This is a genomic window from Caulobacter sp. DWP3-1-3b2, from assembly GCF_049896325.1.
Lineage (GTDB): Bacteria > Pseudomonadota > Alphaproteobacteria > Caulobacterales > Caulobacteraceae > Caulobacter.
Map to the genome: position 1 here is coordinate 47,205 of NZ_JAFCUB010000008.1, position 23,297 is coordinate 70,501.

The 23,297-nt window shown below is 68.5% G+C and carries 20 protein-coding genes and 1 pseudogene; 11 read left to right on the top strand and 10 right to left on the bottom strand.

From position 1 onward, the window contains the following. The first annotated feature begins 102 nt into the window (after positions 1–102). The gene (locus ACP7AG_RS08130; protein ID WP_426009744.1) at positions 103–1,446 is read left to right on the top strand and encodes an ATP-binding protein; all 1,344 of its coding nucleotides are present in this window, start codon (positions 103–105) and stop codon (positions 1,444–1,446) included. Positions 1,447–1,569: 123 nt separating this feature from the next. Here ACP7AG_RS08130 and ACP7AG_RS08135 read toward each other — a convergent pair whose 3' ends face one another. From ACP7AG_RS08135 to ACP7AG_RS08150, 4 genes and pseudogenes are all read right to left on the bottom strand, one after another. Next, positions 1,570–3,111 (bottom strand): acetolactate synthase large subunit, encoded by a 1,542-nt coding sequence (locus ACP7AG_RS08135; protein WP_426030464.1) that lies wholly within the window; start codon positions 3,109–3,111, stop codon positions 1,570–1,572. 134 nt (positions 3,112–3,245) lie between these two features. Beyond that, on the bottom strand, positions 3,246–5,042 hold the full coding sequence (locus tag ACP7AG_RS08140) for a feruloyl-CoA synthase (RefSeq protein WP_426030466.1): 1,797 nt from the start codon (positions 5,040–5,042) through the stop codon (positions 3,246–3,248). Positions 5,043–5,115: 73 nt separating this feature from the next. Beyond that, a pseudogene (locus tag ACP7AG_RS08145) lies at positions 5,116–6,444 on the bottom strand (dihydroorotase). A gap of 141 nt (positions 6,445–6,585) precedes the next feature. Beyond that, positions 6,586–7,755 (bottom strand): glycosyltransferase family 9 protein, encoded by a 1,170-nt coding sequence (locus ACP7AG_RS08150; RefSeq protein WP_426030467.1) that lies wholly within the window; start codon positions 7,753–7,755, stop codon positions 6,586–6,588. 109 nt (positions 7,756–7,864) lie between these two features. On the opposite strand from ACP7AG_RS08150, the gene ACP7AG_RS08155 reads away from it, so the two are divergent. The 4 genes from ACP7AG_RS08155 to ACP7AG_RS08170 all read left to right on the top strand — a co-directional run bounded on the left by ACP7AG_RS08155 (position 7,865) and on the right by ACP7AG_RS08170 (position 10,773). Then, positions 7,865–8,752 carry a YgfZ/GcvT domain-containing protein gene (locus ACP7AG_RS08155; protein WP_426030468.1) on the top strand — a complete coding sequence of 296 codons (888 nt, stop codon included), beginning with the start codon at positions 7,865–7,867 and terminating at the stop codon, positions 8,750–8,752. Between the two features lie 134 nt (positions 8,753–8,886). After that, positions 8,887–9,474 (top strand): DNA-3-methyladenine glycosylase I, encoded by a 588-nt coding sequence (locus ACP7AG_RS08160; RefSeq protein WP_426030469.1) that lies wholly within the window; start codon positions 8,887–8,889, stop codon positions 9,472–9,474. Between the two features lie 34 nt (positions 9,475–9,508). Beyond that, positions 9,509–10,018: a hypothetical protein gene (locus ACP7AG_RS08165; RefSeq protein ID WP_426030470.1), complete on the top strand. Its 510-nt coding sequence runs from the start codon at positions 9,509–9,511 to the stop codon at positions 10,016–10,018. A 107-nt stretch (positions 10,019–10,125) separates the two neighbouring features. Next, positions 10,126–10,773, top strand: coding sequence for a ribonuclease HII (locus ACP7AG_RS08170; protein WP_426011260.1), 648 nt, complete (start codon positions 10,126–10,128; stop codon positions 10,771–10,773). On the opposite strand, the gene ACP7AG_RS08175 is transcribed toward ACP7AG_RS08170, so the two are convergent. Next, positions 10,770–11,375: a dihydrofolate reductase family protein gene (locus ACP7AG_RS08175; protein ID WP_426030471.1), complete on the bottom strand. Its 606-nt coding sequence runs from the start codon at positions 11,373–11,375 to the stop codon at positions 10,770–10,772. The two genes, ACP7AG_RS08170 and ACP7AG_RS08175, sit on opposite strands and share 4 nt — an antisense overlap. Before the next feature lie 202 nt (positions 11,376–11,577). On the opposite strand from ACP7AG_RS08175, the gene ACP7AG_RS08180 reads away from it, so the two are divergent. Beyond that, a complete protein-coding gene (locus ACP7AG_RS08180; protein ID WP_426009758.1) occupies positions 11,578–12,654 on the top strand; it encodes a site-specific DNA-methyltransferase in 1,077 nt (358 codons plus the stop codon). Positions 12,655–12,686: 32 nt separating this feature from the next. On the opposite strand, the gene mutY is transcribed toward ACP7AG_RS08180, so the two are convergent. Continuing rightward, positions 12,687–13,739 carry an A/G-specific adenine glycosylase gene (gene mutY, locus ACP7AG_RS08185; RefSeq protein WP_426030472.1) on the bottom strand — a complete coding sequence of 351 codons (1,053 nt, stop codon included), beginning with the start codon at positions 13,737–13,739 and terminating at the stop codon, positions 12,687–12,689. Between the two features lie 53 nt (positions 13,740–13,792). On the opposite strand from mutY, the gene ACP7AG_RS08190 reads away from it, so the two are divergent. The 5 genes from ACP7AG_RS08190 (at position 13,793) to smc (ending at position 19,711) form a co-directional block, all read left to right on the top strand. Next, positions 13,793–14,338 (top strand): DUF721 domain-containing protein, encoded by a 546-nt coding sequence (locus tag ACP7AG_RS08190; protein ID WP_426009761.1) that lies wholly within the window; start codon positions 13,793–13,795, stop codon positions 14,336–14,338. A gap of 86 nt (positions 14,339–14,424) precedes the next feature. Beyond that, positions 14,425–14,829 (top strand): hypothetical protein, encoded by a 405-nt coding sequence (locus ACP7AG_RS08195; RefSeq protein WP_426030473.1) that lies wholly within the window; start codon positions 14,425–14,427, stop codon positions 14,827–14,829. Positions 14,830–14,965: 136 nt separating this feature from the next. After that, positions 14,966–15,598: a DsbA family protein gene (locus ACP7AG_RS08200; RefSeq protein ID WP_426009765.1), complete on the top strand. Its 633-nt coding sequence runs from the start codon at positions 14,966–14,968 to the stop codon at positions 15,596–15,598. Next, positions 15,595–16,248 (top strand): DsbA family protein, encoded by a 654-nt coding sequence (locus tag ACP7AG_RS08205; protein WP_426030474.1) that lies wholly within the window; start codon positions 15,595–15,597, stop codon positions 16,246–16,248. The genes ACP7AG_RS08200 and ACP7AG_RS08205 overlap by 4 nt, the downstream gene beginning before the upstream one ends. A gap of 16 nt (positions 16,249–16,264) precedes the next feature. Beyond that, positions 16,265–19,711, top strand: coding sequence for a chromosome segregation protein SMC (gene smc / locus ACP7AG_RS08210; RefSeq protein WP_426030475.1), 3,447 nt, complete (start codon positions 16,265–16,267; stop codon positions 19,709–19,711). A 35-nt stretch (positions 19,712–19,746) separates the two neighbouring features. Here the strand turns inward: smc and ACP7AG_RS08215 are convergent, their stop codons facing one another. The 4 genes from ACP7AG_RS08215 to ACP7AG_RS08230 all read right to left on the bottom strand — a co-directional run bounded on the left by ACP7AG_RS08215 (position 19,747) and on the right by ACP7AG_RS08230 (position 22,999). After that, positions 19,747–20,538, bottom strand: coding sequence for a TSUP family transporter (locus ACP7AG_RS08215; protein WP_426030476.1), 792 nt, complete (start codon positions 20,536–20,538; stop codon positions 19,747–19,749). A gap of 67 nt (positions 20,539–20,605) precedes the next feature. Next, entirely contained in the window at positions 20,606–20,935 is a 330-nt protein-coding gene (locus tag ACP7AG_RS08220; protein WP_426009770.1) for a DUF6481 family protein, read from the bottom strand. 102 nt (positions 20,936–21,037) lie between these two features. Next, complete coding sequence (locus ACP7AG_RS08225) at positions 21,038–22,078, bottom strand: hypothetical protein (RefSeq protein ID WP_426030477.1); 1,041 nt, start codon at positions 22,076–22,078, stop codon at positions 21,038–21,040. Between the two features lie 66 nt (positions 22,079–22,144). Beyond that, a complete protein-coding gene (locus ACP7AG_RS08230) occupies positions 22,145–22,999 on the bottom strand; it encodes a hypothetical protein (protein WP_426030478.1) in 855 nt (284 codons plus the stop codon). Positions 23,000–23,297 lie beyond the last annotated feature (298 nt).

Below are 23,297 nucleotides of genomic sequence, written 5' to 3' on the forward strand. Positions count from 1 at the left end.
CGGAGGGGGGAGTGATCGGAGGATCACCTCATCCAGGATCGACGACCCCAACCCTCCCCCCACCGGCGCTTCGCGCCACCTCCCCCACAGGGGGAGGATTTAATGACCCGTCTGCGCACCAAGCTCTTCATCCCGCGCCAGATCAAACGCTGGCTGCCGACCTCGCTGTTCGGGCGGTCGTTGCTGATCATCGTTCTGCCCGTGGCGGTGATGCAGATCGCCGTCACCTGGGCGTTCTTCGACGCTCACTGGGAGACCGTGACCAGCCGCCTGTCCGAGGGCCTGGCCGGCGACGTAGCGTGGGCGGTGGAGACCTACAAGGACGACCCCTCGCCCGCCGCCCTCGACAGGATGGCCGCGCGGGCCGAGGACTCGATGTCGCTGTCGATCGCCCTGCAAAAGGGCCGCAAGCTGCCGACCAGCCAGCGCCCGTCGATCTTCGCCTCGCTGGACCGCTCGCTGCGCACCGCCCTCGACGACCGGCTGGACGACCCGTTCTGGTTCGACACCACGCGCTATCCTGGCCATGTCGACATCCGGGTACAGGTGCATGAGGGGGTGCTGCGGATCATCGCTCCGCGCGATCGCGCCTTCGCCACCCAGGGCCATATCTTCATCCTGTGGATGGTGGTGGCGACCCTGTTGCTGACTGCGGTGGCGATCCTGTTCATCCGCAACCAGGTGCGCGCCATCGAGCGCCTGGCCCACGCCGCCGACGCCTTCGGGCGCGGCATCGACCAGGAGGCCTTCAAGCCGCATGGGGCGCGCGAGGTGAGGATGGCGGCCCAGGCCTTCCTGGCCATGAAGGCCCGCATCCAACGCCATATCGAGCAGCGCACGGCCCTGCTGGCCTCGGTCAGCCACGACCTGCGCACGCCCCTGACCCGGCTGAAGCTGGAACTGGCCTTGGCCGAGCCCAGCGGCCAGATCCAGGCCATGCAGGGCGATCTGTCCGAGATGGAGCACATGATCGACGAGTACCTGTCGTTCGCCCGCGGCGAGGGCGGCGAGGCGACGCGGGAGGTGCTGCTCAAGCCGCTGATCGAGGGCGTCTGCGACGGCGCGGCCCGGGCCGGAACCCGTATCGAGACCCAGATGGGCGACGACCTGTCGGCCATCCTGCGGCCCAACGCCTTCAAGCGCGCCCTGGCCAACCTGATCGACAACGCCGCCGCCCATGGCGACACCGTGCGGGTGTCATCCACCGCCCGGCCCAGCGGCGGGGTGTGGGTCTTCGTCGATGACGACGGCCCTGGTATTCCCGACGATCTGCACGAGGAGGCCTTCCGACCGTTCAACCGCCTCGACGAGTCGCGCAACCAGAACGAAAAGGGCGTCGGCCTGGGCCTGGCCATCGCCCGCGACATGGCGCGGGGACTGGGCGGGGATCTGACGCTCGAGCGCTCCCCGATGGGGGGACTGCGGGCGGTGTTGCGGTTGCCTTAGGGCGGCGCCAAGACGCCCCCTCCGTCGCGATGCGGGTGAGGAGGAGGCGGGTTCTTTCTCCTCACCCGTGAAACGGGCGAGGTGGCGGCGAAGCCGACGGAGGGGGCGTCCTGCGGCGCTTGCCTACCGCATCGCCGCCTCGATGAATCGCGGCCCCGGCTCGCGCATGGCCCTGGCCATGGCCTCGTCAAAAGCCTCGGCCGTCTCCACCCGCTCAGCCGGCAGGCCCAGACTGCTGGCCAAGGCCACCCAGTCGATGCGCGGGTTGGAAAGGTCCAACAATCGTGACGCGGCCGGACCAGGCTCCCCGCCGCCCGTGCGGCCCATCTCGATGCCGAGGATGCGATAGGCGTGATTGGCGAACACCACCACGGTCACGTCCAGCTTCTCGCGGGCGATCGTCCACAAGCCCTGCACCGTGTACATCCCCGCCCCGTCGCCGCTCAACGCCAGGACCTTGCGGTCGGGACAGGCCACGGCCGCGCCGATCGCCAGCGGAACGCCCTGGCCGATCGCGCCGCCGGTCAGGGACAGCCAGTCGTGAGCGCGCGCGTTCCGGGTCTGGGTGAAGATCGGCAGGCCAGCGGTCACCGCGTCGTCGGAGATGATCGCGCCGGTCGGCATGTGGCGGGCGATCGAGGCGCCCATGGCCCAGGCGTCGAACTTTCCGGCCGTTGGGGTCGGCGGCGCGTAGGGCTCGACCGCCCCCCTGGCCGGGGCGTTCAAGGCGTCGGCCAGGGCCTCGAGCGCGGCCGCAGCGTCGGTTCCCCGGTCGCTTAGGGTCAGGGTGGCGCAGCCCTGCGGAACCAGCACGCTGGGCCGGTCGGGATAGGCGAAAAAGGCTACCGGCTCGAGGGTCCCGACCAGGATCATCAGATCGACGCCGTCGAGGTCCTTCAGCGCCGCCTCGCCGAAATAGGGCAGCTTGTCGGGGCGGAAGCGTCCTTCGCCGCGCGCCTGGCGGGCGGTGAAGGTGTCGGTCAGCACGCGCACGCCGGTGGCGGCGATCCGTCCGGCGGCGGCCACGCCCCCCTCGCCGCAGGCCACGCTCCCCAGTAGCAGCACGGGCTTGGCGGCGGCCTTCAGCGCCTCGGCGACCCGTTCTACCTGCGCCAGGTCTGGCGTCTTGGGCCTCGGATGTTCGGTTACCGGGCCGGCCACCTTGGTCTCGTTCCAGGCGCTGTCAGCAGGCAGGATCAGGCAGGCGTTCCCGCCTGGGGCTCCGAAGCTGGCGGCCACCGCCTCGGCGGCCAGCGGCCCCACGGCGTCGGCGCTGTCGGCCGACTTGACCCACAGCGAGTTGGGCGCGGCCAGGGCGGCGATGTCGGAATTGAGCGGCGCGTCGTACTGGCGATGGCCGGTCGCGTGGTCGCCGATGATATTGACGATTGGGGTGAACGCCCGTCGCGCATTATGCAGATTGGCCGCGCCGTTGGCATAGCCCGGTCCCAGGTGCAGCAGGGTGCAGGCCGGCGTCCCGGTCATCCGCCCATAGCCGTCCGCCGCCCCGGTCGCCACCCCCTCGAACAGGCACAGGATAGAGCGCATGCGGGGCTCGCGGTCCAGGGCCGCGACGAACTGCATCTCGCTGGTGCCGGGATTGGCGAAACAGGCGGTGACGCCGTTGTCGGCCAGGGTGGTGATCAGGGCGTCCGCGCCGTTCATGCCTTGGTTCTCACTTCATGAGTTCTGTGATCCCGGATAAGCGCCCAGCGCGCAGCTCCGAGACCGACGCGTGAGCGCCGCGCTTCCGGCGGTCCGGATCGGCGGCCCTTTCGGGCCTTGTCCGGGATGACAATTCAAGAGAATACGAAAACCCCGTCGTCCGGTTCGCTCGCGAACAGCCGGGCCAGCTCCGCCGGCCGTCGGTCGCGCGCGAGGGCCTGGTTGATATAGCCCTTGTCGGTCAGCTCTCCCGAGCCCGCGTCCGGCCCGCCGTCGAGGATCAGGGCGCGGGCGACCCTGCCGCCGCCCTTGGCCGTGGCGTTGAGGCCCTCCAGGCCGATGCGGACCGCGTCGCGCATCGCCGCCGCATCGCCCAGCCGCTCGCAGGCCCTGGGATCCAGGAACAGCATCAGTCCGACGCCGTCCTGTCCCTCGCCGCAGACCACCGCGTCAGAGACCACCCCGCCGATCGCTGACACAGCCGCCACTCGCAGCGCTCCGGCCGCCACGAAGGTCCCACTAGCCAGCTTGAAGTTCTCGACCAGCCGGCCATCGAACACCAGGCCGGCCGAAGGGTCATAGGGATCAGCCAGCCGCGCGGCGTCACCCAGCCGGTAGAAGCCCTCTTCGTCAAAGGCGTCGCGCGAGGCCTCCGGCTGGTCCAGATAACCGGGCGAGACCTGCGGGCCCTTGACCCGGATCTCGAACTTGTCGGCCGGCCCGCCGGGAGCTGGGACCAGCTTCACCGCCGTGCCCGGCGTGGGCAGGCCGACCATGCCGGAGCGGGCGTTGAGCCAATGGATGTTGCAGGCCGTCGGGCCCGTCTCGGTGGCGCCATAGCCGGCCGCGAAGGTCACCCGCTCGCCGATGGTGCGCACGGCCACGGCCTGGACGCGGTCCAGAATGCTCTGGGCCATCGACGCGCCGCCATATTGCAGCACCCGGACCTTCTCGAAGAACCTGGCCGCCAAGGCCGCATCGCGCTCCAGTTCGCCGACCAGCAGGCCCCAGCCGGCCGGCACCATGTTGTGATAGGTGGTGGCGACCTCGCGCAGGTTGCGGACGGTCTCGTCGAACCTGCCCGCCACCGGCTGGCCCGCGTCGATATAGAGAGTCCCACCCCGGTGCAGCACCATGTGCAGGATGGCGTTGGCGCCCAGGCTGTGGCTCCAGGGCGCGGAATTGACCAGCACCGGCGGCTCGGGATCGTCGTAGCAGGCGGCGATCTGGGCGGCGTTCAGGGCGATGTTGGCGTGGGTGCAGATCACCGCCTTGGGCTGGCCGGTCGAGCCGGAGGTCAGCAGTAGCTTGGCGGCGCCGTCGGGGCGGCAAGCCGGCGCGGCGGGTTGGGCGTTCAAGAGGGTCTCGAACCCGACATCGCCAGGCCGGGCGTTGCGGCTGGCGATCACCGGCAAGTCCGCCAGGAACGGCGCCGCCAGGGCGTTGGAGAAGGCCTCGGCGTCGTCGGCATAGACCATGGCCGGCCTCAGGCGTTCAACGGCGAAGGCCAGACGGGTCAGGTCCGCGCCCTTCAGGCCGTATTGCGGAGAGACCGGCGCGATCGCCGCGCCCAGGCTCATGGCTGCGTAGCCGATCAGGGCGTGGTCGACGCCATTACGGGCCAGGATCAGCAGGCAGTCGCCGCGCTTGAGGCCCAGGATCGAAAGTCCGCCGGCCAAGGCGGCGACTTGCCGCGCCGCCTCGCCATAGGTCACGGTCCGCCAGCCTTCGCCGTCTCGCTCGGCCAGCCAGACGCGATGCGGCGCCTGCCCCGCCCAGCGGGCGAGCGGCGCGATCACGGTCTGGATTGTCGAGGAATAGGGCGTCGGATTGCGCAGGATCAGCACGTCGCCGCGCTGCTCCACCTCCAGCGCCCGAGGCGCATAGCGGGCGTCGCGGAACCGCGCCTGGGTTTCTGATGTCCCATCCATGGAGGGAGGTTAGCGCAAGTCTAGGCCGGCGCAACCGTTCCTCCGCCACAGGGGGCCCACACGGGGAGGACCTTTACCCCGCCAGAGTCTCCAGGAACCGAACCGGCGCCCCAGTCCCCTCGGCGACGATCTCGTCGTCCCGCATCACTACCGTGCCGCGCACGATGGTCGCCACCGGCCAGGCCTTGGCTTCGAAACCGTCAAACGGCGTCCAGCCCGCGCGGGTGGCCATCCAGTCGTGGGTGATCGTGCGCCGGGCCTTCATGTCGACGATGGTGAAGTCAGCATCGAAGCCCTCGGCGATGCGGCCCTTGTCGGCCAGGCCGAAGATGCGGTTGACGCCATGGCTGGTCAGATCGACGAAGCGCTCCAGGCTCAACCGGCCATTGACAACATGGGTCAGCACGATGGGAACGAGCGTCTGCACGCCCGGCATGCCGGAGGGCGAGGCCGGATAGGGCCGGGCCTTCTCCTCGCGGGTGTGGAGCGCGTGGTCGCTGCCCAGGACGTCGGCGATACCGGTCTCGATGCCGCGCCAAACGCCGGCCACGTGCTCGGCCGAGCGGATCGGCGGGTTCATCTGGGCGAAACCCTTCAGCCACCCACAGGCCTCCGGGGCGACCAGGGTCAGGTGCTGGGGCGTGACCGCGACGCTGGCGACGTGCTTGTTCTTGGCCAGTCGATCTCCTGGTGCGTCGTCACGTGCAGCACGTGGATGCGCTTGCCCAGGCGCTTGGCGATCCGCACCAGGCGCTCCGTCGATTGCATGGCCGACTGGGCGTCGCGGACCTCTGGGTGGCTGGTCCAGTCGCCGGGCCGGGCCAGATGGCGGCGGTCGGCCAGGCGCTACTCGTCCACGCAGTGGAAGGCGGCGCGGCGGTTGACGTGTCGCAGCACGTTCTCGACGCCCTCGTCGTCCTGGACCAGCAGCGAGCCGGTCGAGGCGCCCATAAATACCTTGATCCCGCAGCAGCCGGGCAGGCGCTCCAACTCGCCTAGGAAGGTCGCGTTCTCGTGGTCGCCCCCACATAGAAGGCGTGGTCGGTGTGCATGCGGCCCTTGGCGCGGGCCAGCTTGTCGGCCAGGGCGTCGGGGTCGGTGGTGGTCGGCTCGGTGTTGGGCATTTCGAACACCGCGACCACGCCGCCTAGGGCCGCGCCGCGGAACCGCTCTCGAGGTCTTCCTTCCACTCCAGGTCCGGTTCGCGGAAGTCGACCTGGCTGTCGATGACGCCCGGCAGCACCGTCAGGCCGGTCGCGTCGAAGATCTCTCCCGCCGAGGCCTGGCCAAGATCGCCGATGGCGACGATCTTGCCATTGCGGACGCCGATATCGGTGAACCCCCGCCCCGCGTGATTGACCACCTCGCCGCCGCGCACGATCAGGTCGAAGGTCTGGGTCATGGCGCGCGCTACTGCGGGGGTTTGAGGCGGTCTAGGTCCGGGGGCCCAGGCTCGCAAGACCAATATTCATTCCGCTGATTCCGACGAAAGCCGGGACCCAAGCGGCGTCGGCGGTTGCGGGCGCGGTGCCCACCGTGAAACTCAGCTTGGGTCCCGACTTTCGTCGGAATGAGCGGAGAGAGCGGAAGCCTCGTCGAGAACCGTGTCGAGTTCCGGCGCGACATCCTCGACCACCGGGTAAAGCTCTGGCGTCACCGCCGCGTCCTCTACGGCCAACTCCTCGGCGTCGCCTTCAACAAGCGCCGCTTGCGCCTCGGCCAGCGCCCCGGCCTTCACCTGGGCCATCAGCGCCTTGGCGGCCCGCACCACCGTGGCCACCGGCAGGTCGCTCATGTGGCGGATGGCTTGGGACAGGTCTGGGTCGACCGCCAGGAACTGGTCCAGCGAGCGCGGTCCGCGCACCGCCCGGGTGTTGACGCCCCAGGGGGCGTAGCGGCGCTCGTCGGAGGGGCCGAACAGGCCGATGGTGGGGATGCCGGCGGCGGCGGCGATGTGCATCAGGCCGCTGTCATTGCCGATGAACAGGTCGGCGCGCTTGAGGGCGGCATAGGCGGTCAGCAAATCGACCTTCCCCGTCAGGTCCACATAGCGACCGCGCGCCGAGGCCATGCGCAGTTCCTCGACCATGCGGCTGTCGCCGGGGCCGCCCATGATCAGCAGCCGGCCGCCGGCCAGCGGCCCCTGCGGACCCAGAAGTTGCTGGGCGGTCTGGGCGAAGCGTTCGATCGGCCAGATCTTGCCCACCCAATTGGCGGCCGGGCCGACCGCCAGGAGCGGGCCCGTCGGGTCGCCGGCGCGCGGGCTGAGCATCTGATCGGCCAGGGCCTGGACCTCGGGGGTGATGTAGAGGTGCGGCGGCGGCGGATCGCCTTCCAGCTTCAGCACCCGGGCGGCGTCAATCACCTTGTGCACCGGCTCGCCCAGCGACTTCTTCCAGATCGCCCGCTTGTCGCGGCGCAGGAAGAGCGCCGTGCCGGACCCGCGCAGGTCGACGATCAGGCCCCACTTCTTGTGGCGCACCTGGTTCCACAGCTTGAACCAGTGGCCCTTGCCCTTGCTCTTTTCCATGACGATCACCCGGTCCAGACCGGGAACATGGGCGAACAGGGGGGCGGCGAGCGGCCCGGCGACGATGGTGAAGCGGGCGTTGGGAACCTGGTCGGCCAGCATCCGGATCAGGCCAGACGAAAGCACGGCGTCGCCGATCCGCGTGGCGGTGATGAAGAGAATCGGGAAGGCCCGCTGTGTCATCGGTGCATGTATAGGGCCACAGGCGAGTCGGCGCATCCCTCGATAACGGCTCAGCTTTCCGCGCCGACAGGGACTGGCGCGACCGCGTCCGGCGGGCCACATGTGGGCCATGAGCCAGACCGTCATCGCCCCCCTCCCCAGCCGCGCCGTGATCGCCGTTTCGGGCATCGACGCCAAAAGCTTCCTGAACGGCCTGCTGAGCCAGGAGATCGAGACCCTGGGCGTGGGCGAACTGCGCTTCACTGGCCTGCTGACGCCGCAGGGCCGCCTGCTGTACGACCTGTTCGTGGCCGGGACGGCGGACGGGGTGCTGCTGGACGTCGCCGCCGAGCATCGCGACGCCATCTTGACGCGGCTGACGATGTACAGGCTGCGGGCCAAGGTGGATCTGGCGGCGAGCGAGCTTTCGGTCTTTGCACAGTTCTCCGCTCAGCCCGGTGAACGCCGGGGTCCAGATCATGAGGTGCAAGAGACCAAGGATGAATCTGGGTCCCGGCATTCGCCGGGAGGAGCGGCAGGGGGCTGGTTCCAGGACCCGCGCCTGCCGTCGCTTGGCGCCAGGTCTTATGCGAACAACCTTCCACACACCGCCGCCGAGGACGATTACGACGCCCACCGCCTGGCCCTCGGCGTCCCTGGCCCGGCCGACTGGGCGACCGACAAGACCTACCCGATCGAGGCCGATTTCGACCTGCTGAACGGCATCGACTTCAAGAAGGGCTGTTTCGTCGGCCAGGAGACGACCAGCCGCATGAAGCGGCGGGGGGTGATCAAGACCCGGATGCTGCCGATAACCTTCGACGGCCCGCCGCCCGCCTTCGGGACTGAGGTTCTGTCCGGGACCCTGCGGGCCGGCGAGGTGCTGTCGGGCCGCGACGGCCGCGCCATGGCCCTGCTGCGCCTGGACCGCATCGAGGGCGCCGCGCTGACGGTTGAGGGACGAGCGGTGGCGGTGGATCGGCCAGATTGGGTTCCGGGATCGACGCCGGCCCTCTAAAAGACTTCAGCACGGAACGCGAAGCCCCGTTCTTCGACAGGTTCAGGATGAGGTCCAGTTTGGATCGCGCGGCTCGCGGGGCTGTTCCTGAAAAGTTCTGGAAATCGCCTGTGAGTTCGGCCAAGCTACGGCCCATGAGCGAGATCCAACGCTGCACTTGGCGCGGCATGAACGGCGACCCGTTCTACGAGGCCTATCACGACGATGAATGGGGCGTGCCGGAGTACGATTCCCGCGCCCTGTGGGAGAAGCTGGTGCTGGACGGCTTCCAGGCTGGGCTGTCGTGGATCACCATCCTGCGCAAGCGCGAGGCCTTCCGCGCCGCCTTCGCCAACTTCGACCCCGATACGGTGGCGCGTTTCGGCGACGCCGACCGCGCTCGGCTGATGAGCGACGCCGCCATCATCCGCTCGAACGGCAAGATCGACGCGGCGATCTCCGGCGCCAAGATCTATTGCGACATGCGCGATCGCGGCGAGGACCTGGGGACCCTGCTCTGGGACATGGTCGGCGGCGCCCCGATCCAAGGCCAGTGGACCGCCGCCACCGGCGTTCCCACACAGACGCCCCTGGCCGTCGACATGGCCAAGATGCTCAAAGCCAAGGGTTACAAATACTGCGGCCCGGTGATCGTCTACGCCTTCCTGCAGGCCACGGGGCTGGTCAACGACCACCTGACGAAGTGTTTCCGGCACGAGGCCTGTCGGAAGTTGGCGCGTTAGCCATGGCGCGACCTTTCATGCGGTGGAGACTCCCTTGAGCGACTCAAAGACCCCAGCGGACCGCGCGACCGCGCGCCCTTGGCCAACGCCCCGGACCCTGCGCGACCTGCACCTCTATCTGGCGGTGTTCTTCGCGCCGTCGATCCTGTTCTTCGCCCTGACCGGCGCGCTGCAGCTGTTTGGCCTGCACGAGGCGCACGGCGCCGACTACCGGCCGCCGTCGGTGATCGCGAAACTCTCCGAGGTCCACATCCATCAGCACTACGCGCTCAAGCCGGGCCGTCCCAACGCGGAGCCGGCGGCCAAGCCGCCCGAGGGGGCGGGCCCGGCGGCGGCGGCCAGCAGCGCCGCCCCGAAGGCGGAGGCGAAGGAGCCCTCGACCCTGGCCGTCCAGATCTTCTTCCTGGGCACGGCGCTGGGGCTAACGCTCGCGGCGCTGCTGGGACTGTGGATCGGCCTGACCCAGGGCCGACTGCGCAAGGTTTCTGCGGTGCTCGCGGTGCTGGGCACGGTCTTGCCAATCTTGCTGCTGGCCGTTCAATAGGGCTCAGACTCGTCGCTCCGGGATTCCCTCGCGCGGCGAAACCCCCTAAGACCGCCGTCGTGATCAAGCCGCCCAAGTCCGCCGCCAAGGCCCTGACAGGCCCCGACATGATGCTGGAGGCCGCCTGCGGCCCCGGCCTGGTGTGCGGTGTGGACGAGGCCGGGCGTGGTCCGTGGGCCGGTCCGGTCAGCGCGGCGGCGGTGATCCTCGATCCCAAGCGGGTGCCCAAGGGCCTCAACGACTCCAAGAAGCTGAGCGCCAAGCAACGCGCCACGCTGGAGATCGAGATCAAGCAGGTCGCCATCGCCTGGTGCGTGGGCCTGGCCAGCATCGAGGAGATCGCCGAGCTCAACATCCTGCACGCCGCCGGCCTGGCCATGTGCCGGGCCATCGAGGGCATGGCGGTCAAGCCCGACATCGCCCTGGTCGACGGCAATTACCGTTTCAAGCTGCCCTGCCCGATCAAGACCGTGGTCAAGGGCGACAGCCTGTCCTGCTCGATCGCCGCCGCCTCGATCCTGGCCAAACAAGCTCGAGACAAGATCATGATCGAGATGGACGCCTTGCACCCCGGCTACGGCTTCGCCGGCCACAAGGGCTATCACGCCGCCTGCCATGTCGAGGGCCTGCGCAGGCTGGGCCCCTCGCCGATCCACCGCATGGCCTGGGCGCCGGTCAAGTTGGCCCTGGCGCGAGAACTGGATTTCGGCGGTGTCCCGTTCAACGAGGCTTTCGACGACGGGCTGGAAACTTAGCCCAGAACTCCGCTGCTCTCCGCGAAAGCCGGGATGGGCGGACGTTGGGGTCGAGCGAAGGGCTTCCGGACCGGCTTGTAGTTCAACCCATAGTCCAGTCGCACCATGCCGCGGCCCAAGGCCTCGACGCGGTTCAGTGTCATGTTCTTCAGCCCAGGCGCCTTCGCCGGGAACAGCCGCAGACCCTCACCCAGCAACAGCGGCGCGACCAGCAGTTCCAACCGGTCCAAAGCCCGCGCCTCGATCATCGCCGCCAACAGCGTGGCGCCGCCCACCACCCAGGCGTCGCCGTCGTCGAGGGCCCGTAGATAGGCGATCAAGGCTGGCAGCCCTGCGGTCCAGAACCGCACGCCATGATGGACGCTGGCCCCGCGCCCGGACGTCACCACAAGACCGCGCTTGTCGGGATAGGGCCAGCCGACGCCGAGGCTCGAAAGCTGGTCATGGGTGCGCCGACCCATCACCACCGTGCCGACCTGTCCCAGGAAATCACGATGACCGCCGTCCGCCGCCGCGTAGGGCGCCAGCCAGTCGACATCGCCCGCCGCGTCCGCCACGAAGCCGTCCAGGCTGGCGGCGACATATCCTCGAATGAGCGCCATCGCATCCTCGCTGTGCCCCGAAATCATTTCAGAACAATACAAGAACATCAAGCGCTCGCCCGTCGAACCCATGGATTTTGAGTCTAATTGGACTCGTTCACAGGTTTCAGTCGGGGTTAACAGGCGGGTAACCATGCCCGTTCATCGACGCGTAACCATCAAGACTCATGATTCCGCTCAGTGTTTTTGACGGAAAGCGGCCATGTCCTTCGGACCCGAAACCATCATCCAGGGCGACTGCATCGAGGCGATGAACGCCCTGCCCGAGAAGTCCGTGGACCTGATCTTCGCCGATCCACCCTATAATCTGCAGCTGGGAGGCGACCTGCTGCGGCCCGACAATTCCAAGGTCGACGCGGTCGACGACCACTGGGACCAGTTCGAAAGCTTCGCCGCCTATGACAAGTTCACCCGCGACTGGCTGACGGCTGCCCGCCGGGTGCTGAAGGACGACGGCGCGATCTGGGTGATCGGCAGTTATCACAACATCTTCCGGGTCGGCGTGGCCGTGCAGGACCTGGGCTTCTGGATCCTCAACGACGTGATCTGGCGCAAGTCCAACCCGATGCCCAACTTCAAGGGCACCCGCTTCGCCAACGCCCACGAGACCCTGATCTGGGCCTCCAAGAGCCAGGGCGCCAAGCGCTACACCTTCAATTACGACGCCCTGAAGATGGCCAATGACGAGGTGCAGATGCGCTCGGACTGGACCCTTCCGCTGTGCACCGGCGAGGAGCGGATCAAGGGGGCTGATGGTCATAAAGCGCATCCGACCCAGAAGCCCGAGGCCCTGCTCTACCGGGTGATCCTGTCGACCACCAAGCCGGGCGACGTGATCCTGGATCCGTTCTTCGGCATGGGCACCACCGGCGCGGCCGCCAAGCGCCTGGGTCGTCGCTTCATCGGCATCGAGCGCGAGACCGACTATATCGAACACGCCAGGACCCGCATCGCCAAGGTCGTGCCGATCGCCCCCGGCGACCTGGACGTCATGGGCAGCAAGCGCTCCGAGCCCCGCGTGCCGTTCGGCAATATCGTCGAGGCTGGCCTGCTCAATCCGGGCGACACCCTCTACTGCGCCAAGGGCTCGCACGCCGCCAAGGTCCGCGCCGACGGCTCGATCACCGTGGGCGACCTGTCGGGCTCGATCCACAAGGTCGGCGCCCTGGTGCAATCGGCCCCGGCCTGCAACGGCTGGACCTACTGGCACTTCAAGACCGACGCTGGCCTGGCGCCGATCGACGTGCTGCGTTCGCAGGTCCGGGCGGGGATGAACTGAGTTTTTCCTTCTCCCCCTGCGGGAGAAGGAAATCAGACCAGCCGCTCGCGCCCCGCTTTCACCGCTTTGAGGAACACGCTCGGCAAGCCGCTCAGCCCCGCCGGCTCGGTCCAGACGAAATCACCGTCGGCGTTGGTCTCGGCGCGCAGCACCCGCAGGGTCAGGGAGAAGTGGGTGAAGACGTGATCCACCGTGCCGAACTCGCGCCAGGCGCCGGCGGCCGGTGCGGCGGCGGCGGCTTCTTCGTCCAGCCAGGGCTCCGAGCGCCAGTCGCTGGTCGGCAGGCCGAGCATACCGCCGAGCAGGCCCTTGGGCGGCCGGCGGACCAAGGCCGTCTGGTCGCCGCGCGTCAGCACATAGGCCACGCCGTGCCGATGCGGCCGCGCGGGCTTTTTCAGCTTGCGGGGGAAGGTCTCCGGCAAGCCGGTCTTCAAGCCCTCGCACCAAGCCGATACCGGGCAAAGCGCGCAGAGCGGGCTCTTGGGCCGGCAGACCGTCGCGCCCAGGTCCATCAGGGCCTGGGCCCAGTCGCCGGGGCGCTCGCCCGTGACCAGATCGCCGGCCAGGCGCTTGAGTTCGGGCTTGGCGTCGGGCACGGGCGTCTCGACCGCCAACAGCCGCGCCATCACCCGCTCGACATTGCCGTCGACCACATTGGCCTCGCGATCGAAGGCGATCGCCGCCACCGCTGCGGCGGTATAGGCGCCGACGCCTGGCAGGGCCCGCAGGGCCTCCTCGGTATCAGGAAACACCCCGCCGTGGTCGTTGGCGACCGCGCGGGCGCAAGCCAGCAGGTTGCGGGCCCGGGCGTAGTAACCCAGCCCGGCCCAGGCGGCCATCAGGTCGCCGTCATCCACCGCCGCCAAGTCCGACACGGTGGGCCAACGCTGGATGAAGCCGAGGAAATAGGGCGTGGCGTGCGGCACGGTGGTCTGCTGCAGCATCACCTCCGACAGCCAGACGCGATAGGGGTCGGACCGCTGTCCAGCCTTGCCGGCGGCCGGCCCTGTGCGCCAAGGCAGGTCCCGCGCCTGGGCGTCGTACCAGGCCAGCAGGGCGGCGCGGAGGGCGGGGATGTCGAGCATGGTTTCCTATGGCAAATCCTTGGGTGGAATGGGAGGGCCTGCTATCTTCCCCCATGCGCCGTCCCCTGCCCACTGCGGAAGAAGCCCTGGCGATCCTCAAGCGCCGCCGCACGCGGCCGCAGTTTCGCAGCCCCCCGCCGGCCGGCAAGTCGCTGGCCCCACTGATCAAGGAACTCGACGCCAAGTTCGGCCAGGGGCCGGCCCTGCTGCAAACCCGCTGGCGCGAGATCGTCGGCGAGACCCTGGCCCGGCGCACCGAGCCCGTGCGGGTGATCAAGAGCCGCACGCCGGGAGAAGGCGGCACGCTGGAGTTGCGGGTCGACGGCCCCGTGGCCTCGTTGATCCAGCACCAGGCCCCGCAGATCACCCAGAGGCTGGACCTGCTGCTGGGCAAGGGCGCGGTGACCAGGCTGCGCATCGTCCAGGGGCCGGTGAAGGTCCAGGCCAGCGCCGCCCCGCAACGTCCGCGCCGCAAGCCGCCGCTCGACGCCGCCCAGGAGCGCGACCTGGCCGACAGCCTGGCCGGCCAGCCCGAAGGCGGGCTGAAGGACGCCCTGCTGAAGCTGGGGCGTGGCGTGCTGCGCAACGAGCCGTCTTAAGCTGGGTCGTTTGCCTTTTCCGTGACCTGGATGTCTCCTGTCCCGCAGATACCAAGGCAGGGGGAATTCGGATGACGGCGGCTCAGGTGAATACCTTTTTTCAGGACTATGCAGCCGCGTTCAGTCGCTTCGACGTTGATGCCGTGAATGACCTCTGGGCCTATCCGGCCCACATCGTCGGGCGCGGCAAGCGCGCGGCCCTCGACGCCGAGCAGTTCCGACTCAACACCGCGGGCCTGTGCGCCTTCTACAAATATCAGGGGATGGCCAAGGCGACCAAGCGCGTGCTGGACTTCACGCCCCTAACCCCGAGCACGGCATGTGTCCGCACCGCCGACCAGATCCTGGACGCGGAAGGCCAGACGATCATGGCTTGGGAGCATGTCTATCTCCTCAGCGACACCGATGATGGGATCAAGGCAGTGACTGCCCTGCCCGACAATGAACTCGAGGCTTGGCGGGCGCGCGGAACGCCGATGGGCGCCTGGTGAGTAGGCCTGAACCGATCCCGAGATTGACAACCCGGCCCTGATTGCGCTTCTGCCAAGGCCTTATCCGCGCCCTTTTCGCGCGCCTAAAGAATCGCGCTTAACTCTGCTGTTGCAGCCTGTTCAAGGAAGATCGACCATGCGTCCGCTGACCCGCCGGCTCCTGACCGTCGTCGCCCTCTCCGCCTCCGTGGCCGTCGCGCTTTCGGGCTGTGGCAACAAGGCCGAGACGAGCAACGCCGACGACATGACCCTGGGCAATCCGAAGGCCAAGGTGACGGTCGTGGAATATGCCTCGGCCTCGTGCATCCACTGCGGTCGCTGGAACAACGAGGTGTTCCCGGCCTTCAAGTCGAAATATATCGACACCGGCAAGATCAACTATGTCTATCGCGAGTTCCTGACCAACCCGCCGCAACTGGCCGCCGCCGGCTTCCTGCTGGCCCGCTGCGCCGGCAAGGACAAGTATTTCCAGGTGCTGGACTCGATCTACCGCTCGCAGGAAGAGATGTTCACCACGGGCGACTATCGCGGCAGCCTGCTGCGCATCGCCCAGTCGTCGGGCATGAACGAGGCGCAGTTCAACGCCTGCGTCAACGACGAGAAGGCGCTGAAGGCCCTGAACGCCCGCGTCGAGAAATACGGCAAGGACGCCAACATCACCGGCACCCCGACCTTCGTGGTCAATGGCAAGAAGATCCATGGCGACGACGGCGGCGAGGCTTCGCTGGTCGAACTGGACGCGGCCATCGCCGAGGCCGCCGCGAAATGATCCTCGACCGGCGCGCGCTGATCGGTACGGGCCTGCCTGCCTTGGGCTGGTCGGCCTCGGGCGTGGCGGTGATCGCCATTCCGACGATCGCGCGCGCCGCGCCCTTGCCGCCGGCCGACGGCGACATGGCCCTCGGGGACGCCAAGGCCAAGGTGCAGGTGGTGGAATATGCCTCGCTGTCCTGCACCCACTGCGCCCATTGGAACAACGAGGTGTTCCCGGTCCTCAAGGCGCGGTTCATCGACACGGGCAAGGTGCGCTATGTGTTCCGGGAATTCCTGACCGAGCCCTTCCAGTTCGCCGCCGCCGGCTATCTGCTGGCCCGGCGCGTGGGTCCGGCCCGGTATTTCCAGGTTCTCGACGCGGTGTTCCACCAGCAGGACGCCATCTACAAGAGCGAAGACCTGTGGGGCGGACTGCTGAAGATCGGCAAGAGCTTTGGCCTCACCGAGGCCCAGTTCACCGCCGCCTTGCAGGACAAGGCCGCGCTGGCCGCCATCAATGGTCGGGTCGAGAAAGCCGCCGAGCGCGACCAGGTGCAGGTAACCCCGACCTTCTTCGTCAATGGCCAGCGCTTCGAAGGCGGCCAATCGATCGAGGACCTGGCGACCGCCATCGACAAGGCGGCCGGCAAGACAGCCAAGGCCTGAGGGGAGGGCGCGGGCCGTGCAGTTCCAGCGCCTGCGCCTTTCGGGATTCAAGTCCTTCGTCGAACCGACCGAATTCCGGATCGAACCGGGTCTGACGGGCGTTGTCGGACCCAATGGCTGCGGCAAGTCCAACCTGTTGGAAGCCCTGCGCTGGGTGATGGGGGCCAATTCGGCCAAGGCCATGCGCGCGGGCGGCATGGACGACGTGATTTTCGCCGGCAGCGGCGGTCGCCCGGCCCGCAGCCACGCCGACGTCACCCTGACCATCGACAACAGCGACCGCACCGCGCCGGCCCAGTTCAATGATGATCCGACCCTGGAAGTGGTGCGCCGCATCGACCGCGGCGAGGGCTCGACCTACCGCATCAATGGCCGCGAGGTGCGGGCGCGGGACGTCCAGCTGCTGTTCGCCGACGCCTCGACCGGGGCCAATTCGCCGGCCTTGGTCCGCCAGGGCCAGATCAGCGAACTGATCGGCGCCAAGCCGCAGAACCGTCGCCGCATTCTGGAAGAGGCGGCCGGGGTTTCGGGCCTGCACACCCGCCGGCATGAGGCGGAGTTGCGGCTGCGCGCCGCCGAGACCAATCTGACGCGCCTCGATGACGTGGCGCGAGAGTTGGAGGTCGCCCTGAACCGGCTTCGTCGGGAAGCGAGGCAGGCCGAGAAGTACAAGCGCCTGTCGTCAGAGATTCGCGCCGTGCAGGGCGCCGTGCTCTATGCCCGCTGGACCGAGGCGCGCGACAACCTCAACCGCACCCAGAGCGACGCCACCGACGCCGCGCGCAGCGTCGAAGACACCGCCCGCGCGGCCGCCACGGCCCAGACCGCGATCCTGAACGCCGAGACGGCCATGCCGCCGCTGCGCGAGGAAGCCTCGATCGCCCAGGCGATCCTCGGCCAACTGGCGATCCAGAAGGACCGGGCCGAGCGCGAGGCGCAGGCCGCCGCCGCCGAATTCGAGCGGTTGTCGGCCGACCTGGCGCGCATCGACGACGACCGGACCCGTGAGGCGCAGGGCCTGCAGGACGCCGTCCAGGCGTTGGCGCGCCTCGACGCTGACCTGACCCAACTACGGGAGGAGATCGCCGCCGCGCCCGCCCGAGGCCCCGAACTGGCCGCCGCCGCCCAGGCCGCCGAAGAGGCTCGCGCCAAGGCTGACGCCGAGGTCGAGCAGCTAGCGGCCCGCGCCGCCGCCGAAGACGCCCGCGCGCGCGCCGCCGCCCAGCGCCTGGCCGAGGCCGAGAGCCGGCTGGCCCGCACGGTTCGCGCCCTCGACCAGGCCAAGGCCGAGCGCGCCGCTGTCGGTCCCGAGGTCGATCCCGCCGCCGCCGAGGCCCGTCAGCGCTTCGCCAACGCAGAGGCGGGTCTCGCCGCCGCCCGCGCTGCGCTGGAGGAGGCAGAGACTGCCCGCGGAAAGACCGCCGCCGCCGAGGCCCAGGCCCGCGATCTGGCGCGCAAGGTCGAGGACCAACTGGGCCGCTTGCGCACCGAGGCCCGAGGCCTGGCCCAACTGACCGCGCCCCGCGCCAAGAGCGGCTTCTCGCCAGCCTTGGACGCCGTGACGCCCGACAAGGGCTATGGCGCCGCCCTAGCGGCCGCGCTTGGCGACGACCTGGAAGCCGCCCTCGATTCCCGCGCGCCGTCATTCTGGGCTGGCGGCGAAGCTTCCGCCGTCGCCTGGCCCGAACGCGCCACGCCCCTGGCCCCACTGATCAAGGCCCCGCCCGAACTGGCCGCCCGTCTGTCATATGTGGCGGTGGTGGCGCGGACCGATGGCGACCGCCTGGCCAAGGGCCTGCCGGTCGGGGCGCGGCTGGTGTCCAAGGACGGCGACCTGTGGCGCTGGGACGGTTTCGTGGCCCGCGCCAACGCGCCCAAGCCCGCCGCCGTCCGCCTGGAGCAGCGCACCCGCCTGGCCGAGGTCGAGGCCGAGATCGACCAGGTCGCCCCGCGCGCCGAGGCCACGACCGCTGTCTTGAAGACCGCAGCCGACGCCCTGCGCACGGTGGAAGAGGCTTTACGCGATAAACGCCGCGGTCCGCCCGACGCCGAGCGCCTGTTGACGGGCGCTCGCGAGATCGTGACCCGATACGAACGCGAGGCCGCCCAGCGCGAAGCCCGGGCCCTGTCGCTGGACGACATCATCGTCCGCTTCGAGGCCGAGCGCGTCGAGGCCGACACCGCGCTGGCCGCCGTCCGCGCCGAAAGCGCCGCCGCCGAGGGCGTCGCCGACCTGGCCCCGCAACTCGCCGCCGCCCGCCACGCCGCGAGCGCCGCCCGCGAGGCCGCCGCCGCCGCTCGCTCGGCCCGCGACCAGGAGACCCGCGAGACCGCCGGCCGCCAGCGCCGCCTGGAGACCCTGGAACGCGACCACGGCGACTGGACCAAGCGCCGCGAGGCCTCGAGCCGGCGCGAGCAAAGCCTGGACGCCGACCGCCTGAAGGCCGCCGTCGCGCTGGAGGCCGCCCGCGAGGCGCCGACCGTGCTCGCCGAGAAGCTGGTGGTGATCGTCGAGCAGTTCGCCGCCGCCGAAGATCGCCGGGCAAGGGCTTCCGACGCCTTGGAGACCGCCGAGACCGACCGACTGACCGCCGACCGCGCGGCCCGCGCCGCTGAGCAGGCCGCCAGCGACGCGCGCGAGAAGCGCGCCGCCCTGGTCGCCCGCCTGGACGGGGCCCGCGAGCGCTTCGCCGAGGTCGCTGGCCACATCCGCGACCAGGCCCGCATGGAGCCCGAGGAGCTAGGCCGTCAACTGTCGAGCGAGGCCATCGCTGTGCCCAAGGACGCCGCCGGGGTCGAGGCCCATCTCTTCGCCCTTGAACGCGAGCGCGACGCCATCGGGCCCGTCAATCTGCGGGCTGAGGAGGAAGCCAACGAATATGCCGCCCGCCTAGAGACCATGCGCACCGAGCGCGCCGACCTGTCAGGCGCGGTGAGCAAGCTGCGGGCCGGCATCGAAGAGCTGAACGCCGAGGGCCGCGAGCGGCTGCTGGCCGCCTTCGAGGTGATCAACGGCCACTTCCAGACCCTCTTCCAGGCCCTGTTCGGCGGTGGTCAGGCCGAGCTGCGGCTGGTCGAGAACGACGATCCGCTGGAGGCCGGCCTGGAAATCTTCGCCTGCCCGCCCGGCAAGCGCATGGCCAGCATGAGCCTGATGAGCGGCGGCGAGCAGGCCCTGACCGCCAGCGCCCTGATCTTCGGCGTCTTCCTGGCCAACCCGGCGCCGATCTGCGTGCTCGACGAGGTCGACGCGCCGCTGGATGACGCCAATGTCGACCGCTATTGCAACATGCTCGACGAGATGCGGCGGCGGACGAAGACCCGGTTCATCGCGATTACGCACAATCCGGTGACGATGAGCCGCATGGACCGGCTGTTCGGGGTAACCATGGCCGAGCGGGGGGTGAGCCAGCTGGTGAGCGTGGACTTGAGCACGGCCGAGCAGTTGGTGGCGGCGCAGTAGGGGCAATTCCTCCCCCACAGGAGGAGGACCTTATATTAGTGAAGCAGCCCCAGCACCGCATGCCGCAGCGGGTTCCCCGGATCGCTCAGCAGCTTCACCGCCATGGCGCACGACATCACCACCAGCAGCGGCCGGATAAGCTTGGCGCCGAACCTCATGGCGAGCCGCGAGCCGATCTGCGCCCCGATGAACGCCCCGACCGCCATGGTCAGGCCGATGGGCCACACCACCGCGCCCTTCCAGATGAACAGGCTCAGGCTGCCCAGGTTCGAGGCTGCATTGGCCAGCTTGGTGTGGGCCGCGGCCTTCAGCGCGCCGTAGCCCAGCAGGGTGACGATAGCCACCATGTAGAAGGCCCCCGCTCCAGGTCCGAAAATCCCGTCATAGAAGCCGATCAGCGGCGCCACGCAGAAGGCGAAGACCGGCACGGTGAGGCGCGGGTGGGCGTCCTCGCCCTTCAGGCCACGCGACAGGCCGAAATAGAGGGCGATAACGATCAGCAGGATCGGGACCAAAGCCGCCAACGCGCGCGGCGACAGCAGGCTGACGCACAGGGCCCCGGCCAGGCCGGCGACAGCGGCGCAGGCGGCGACCGGCAGGGCTGTCTTCCAGTCGATCAGGCCCCGCCGGGCGAAGGCGCTGGTCGAGGAAATGGCGCTGACGGCGCCCTGCAGCTTGTTGGTGCCCAGCGCCATGACTGGGCTCATGCCGGTCAGCAGCAAGGCCGGGACGGTCAGAAGGCCGCCGCCGCCGGCGATAGCGTCGAAAGCGCCGGCGATCGCCGCCACGGCGAACATCGTCGCCAGCAGACCCAGATCGACATGCATGGCTAAGGCCCCCGCGAGGTCCGCCCGCGACGGGGCCAGGACCACGCGACCAGGCCCGTTCAGTCAATTATTTCTGGCGCGCCTTGCGGGCGGCGTACTTGGCGTCGCGAGCGATCTTCTGCTCGGAGGCCGACAGCGCCTTGCGCTCCTTACGGTCGGCGCGCTTCTCGGCCAAGGCGGCTTCCTCGCGCGCCAGAACGTCCTGGCGGGCGGCTTCCTTGACGGCGGCGCGGGCGGCGCGGACCGCTTCCAGCTCGGCTTCACGCTCGACGTGACGCTGCTCGAAGTTGGGGTCGGTGACGGTGGGCTTCGGCTTCATCTTAGCCAGCATCGCCTTCTTGGCGTCAGCGGCGGCGGTGATGCGATCGGCGAAGCCGGTGTTTTTCAGTTGCGACATGAATCTTCTGGTTGGTGGAAAGTGCGCTTCTAAGACCCCAAAACGCCGCGAAAAGCAATGACGATCCCGGCGCAAATGGACGCGCCGGGATCATTCGAAGCTCTACTTCTCGATTTTGTAGACCCTGTAGCTGTGCGGGGCCACGGCCGCAGCGAATTCGGTGCGAACCGGAACGCCCTGACGACGCCAAGCGTCGGCCCTGCCGTCAGCGGGCTTGGCCTCGATCAGCTTGCCGGTCGTCATGTCGCGCAGCTTCACGCCCTCGCCCAGCAGCGACAGGTTCACGGCCGTATCGTCGTCGCGGAACGACTGCACCACGAAGGCCCCGTTGTCGTAGGCGAACAGGCTGACACGGTCGGCGGCGTCCAGCCGCACCGGGAAGTCACGCTGAAGGTAGCGCTTGATCTCGGTCGTCACCCCCTGGGGCAGGTTGTAGAAGTCGCCCGGGTTCTCCGGCATGGTCAGCACATAGAGCACCCCGCCGCCGTAGCGGTTCATCAGCAGGATCGGGAATCCCTTGGCGTTGGCGACCCCGCGAATGATCCCCCAGCTGTCATTGGTGTAGAAGGCCAGCTCTGGAAACAGCACCGGCGGCGTCTCGCGCTTGGGATCATTCAGGCTCTCGCCATTGCCCGCGCCATAGCCGTTGAGGAAGTCGTGCAGGGCCACCTTCCGGCCGGTGTCGCGCACCTCGAGAATGTCCTCGATCCCCTTGCCCTGCAGGGCGCCCAGCAGGCCCGAGGTGATGAACACCGTCTTGCCGGCCAGCAGGTTACCCTTGATCTTGTCGACGATCTTCGGGTCCTTGGCCGCCGCCTGAGTCAGCAGGGCGACATCGGCATTGGTCGGGAAGTTGGGCGACAGCTCAATCGGGATGCCGACATTGCCCAGATAGTTGTGGAGGAAATCCTCGCCCGACGATTGGTAGGGCTTGTAGCTTGCTATGCCAATCGGCTTGCCCAGCAGGCCCAGGTCCTTGTCGATCTTCTCCAGCGAATAGCCGGCCGCGCGGCCCCAGCCAGGACCTGGATCATTGGCCTGGCCCGAGCTCTTGTAGCTGGCCGTCATGGCCTTCCAGTCGAAGCTGGTGGCCTTATCCTTCCACGGACGCGCGCCGGGCGCGACGGCCTCGGCCTCGTTCATCGGCCGCCAGTTGAACAGGGTGATCTCAGGGGCCTTGGCCAGCAGGGTGTCCCACAGCTGCTCGGCTCAGCGGTCGACATAGAGGGTGGAGAACGTATCGACCCAGCCGCCGCCATTGCCCTTGCCACCGTTAGAGCCGGCGGGGCGGATGTTGTCGAAATAGCGGATGATCGAATAGCTCTCGTACTGTTGCAGCAACTGATCAGTGACCACCGGATCGCGGGTCTCGGTGCCGGTATAGATGCCGTCGAACATCTGCGACTGCTTTTCCAGGTCGTAGCCCGTGCCCTGGAAGTGTTCGTACCAGTTGGGGTATTTGATGATCATCCGCACCTTGGGATTGACCGCCTTGGCGGGGCCGAGCACCAGGTCCTGGCTGACCTTGCGCATGGTCTCCAGCCGGTACTGGGTCCAGGACCGGTCGCCCTTGGCGGCGATGTCGGCGGGGCTTTTCGAAGTGTAGAAAAAGAAGTCGTCGAGGATCACCTCGTCGAAATGCTTGGCCGCCAGGCGCACGGCCTTTTCGCACTCGGCGCGGTCGGCGGGCTTCTCGTAGTCGAAGGTGCCGAACTGCCCGCCCTCGCCGCCGGCCGCCAGGGTGATCCCGCCGGCGACCTTGATCCCACGTTCCTCGAACCAGCCCTTGACCCGCTCGATCTGTTCGTCTGTGGAGAAGTTGTTGCTGCGGTAGACCTCCAGATAGACCTTGTCGAAGTGCAGCTGGCGGCTGGCCCGCTCGAACTCGCGGTCGAAGGTTGCTCGGTCTGACAGCGACTTGGCGTCGTTGACGGCGATGTAGATCGCGGCGTGGAAGTTCTTGTAGGCGGGCAGCGGCTGCGGCTTGACCGTCTGGGCCTGGACGGGCGCGCCAAGCGCGCACAGCGCCACGGCGCCGAGCAGAGTGCGGGTAAGGCGGATCATGGCGTGTTCTTCCCTCAATGGACTCGCGCCGGCGCTTCGCATGCCGATCATGGTTGCGGTAACAACTGGAATGGTATGACGAACGTTGCGAGCGAAACTTTCGAAGCGCCGTCATTTTCCGCCTTCCGGCCTCCCAAGTTTCGCGCCCTTAAGGGAAATGAATTCAAGCCCCAAAACACGCCCTGAGGCCTTGCAATCGACCGCTCCGCCGCGTTAGGGCAGGGCCAATTCCAGCGCCAGCATTGAAATCCGGGGAAATCGCGGTTGACGTTGCGGCGCCGATCCGGACTTCGAGGAC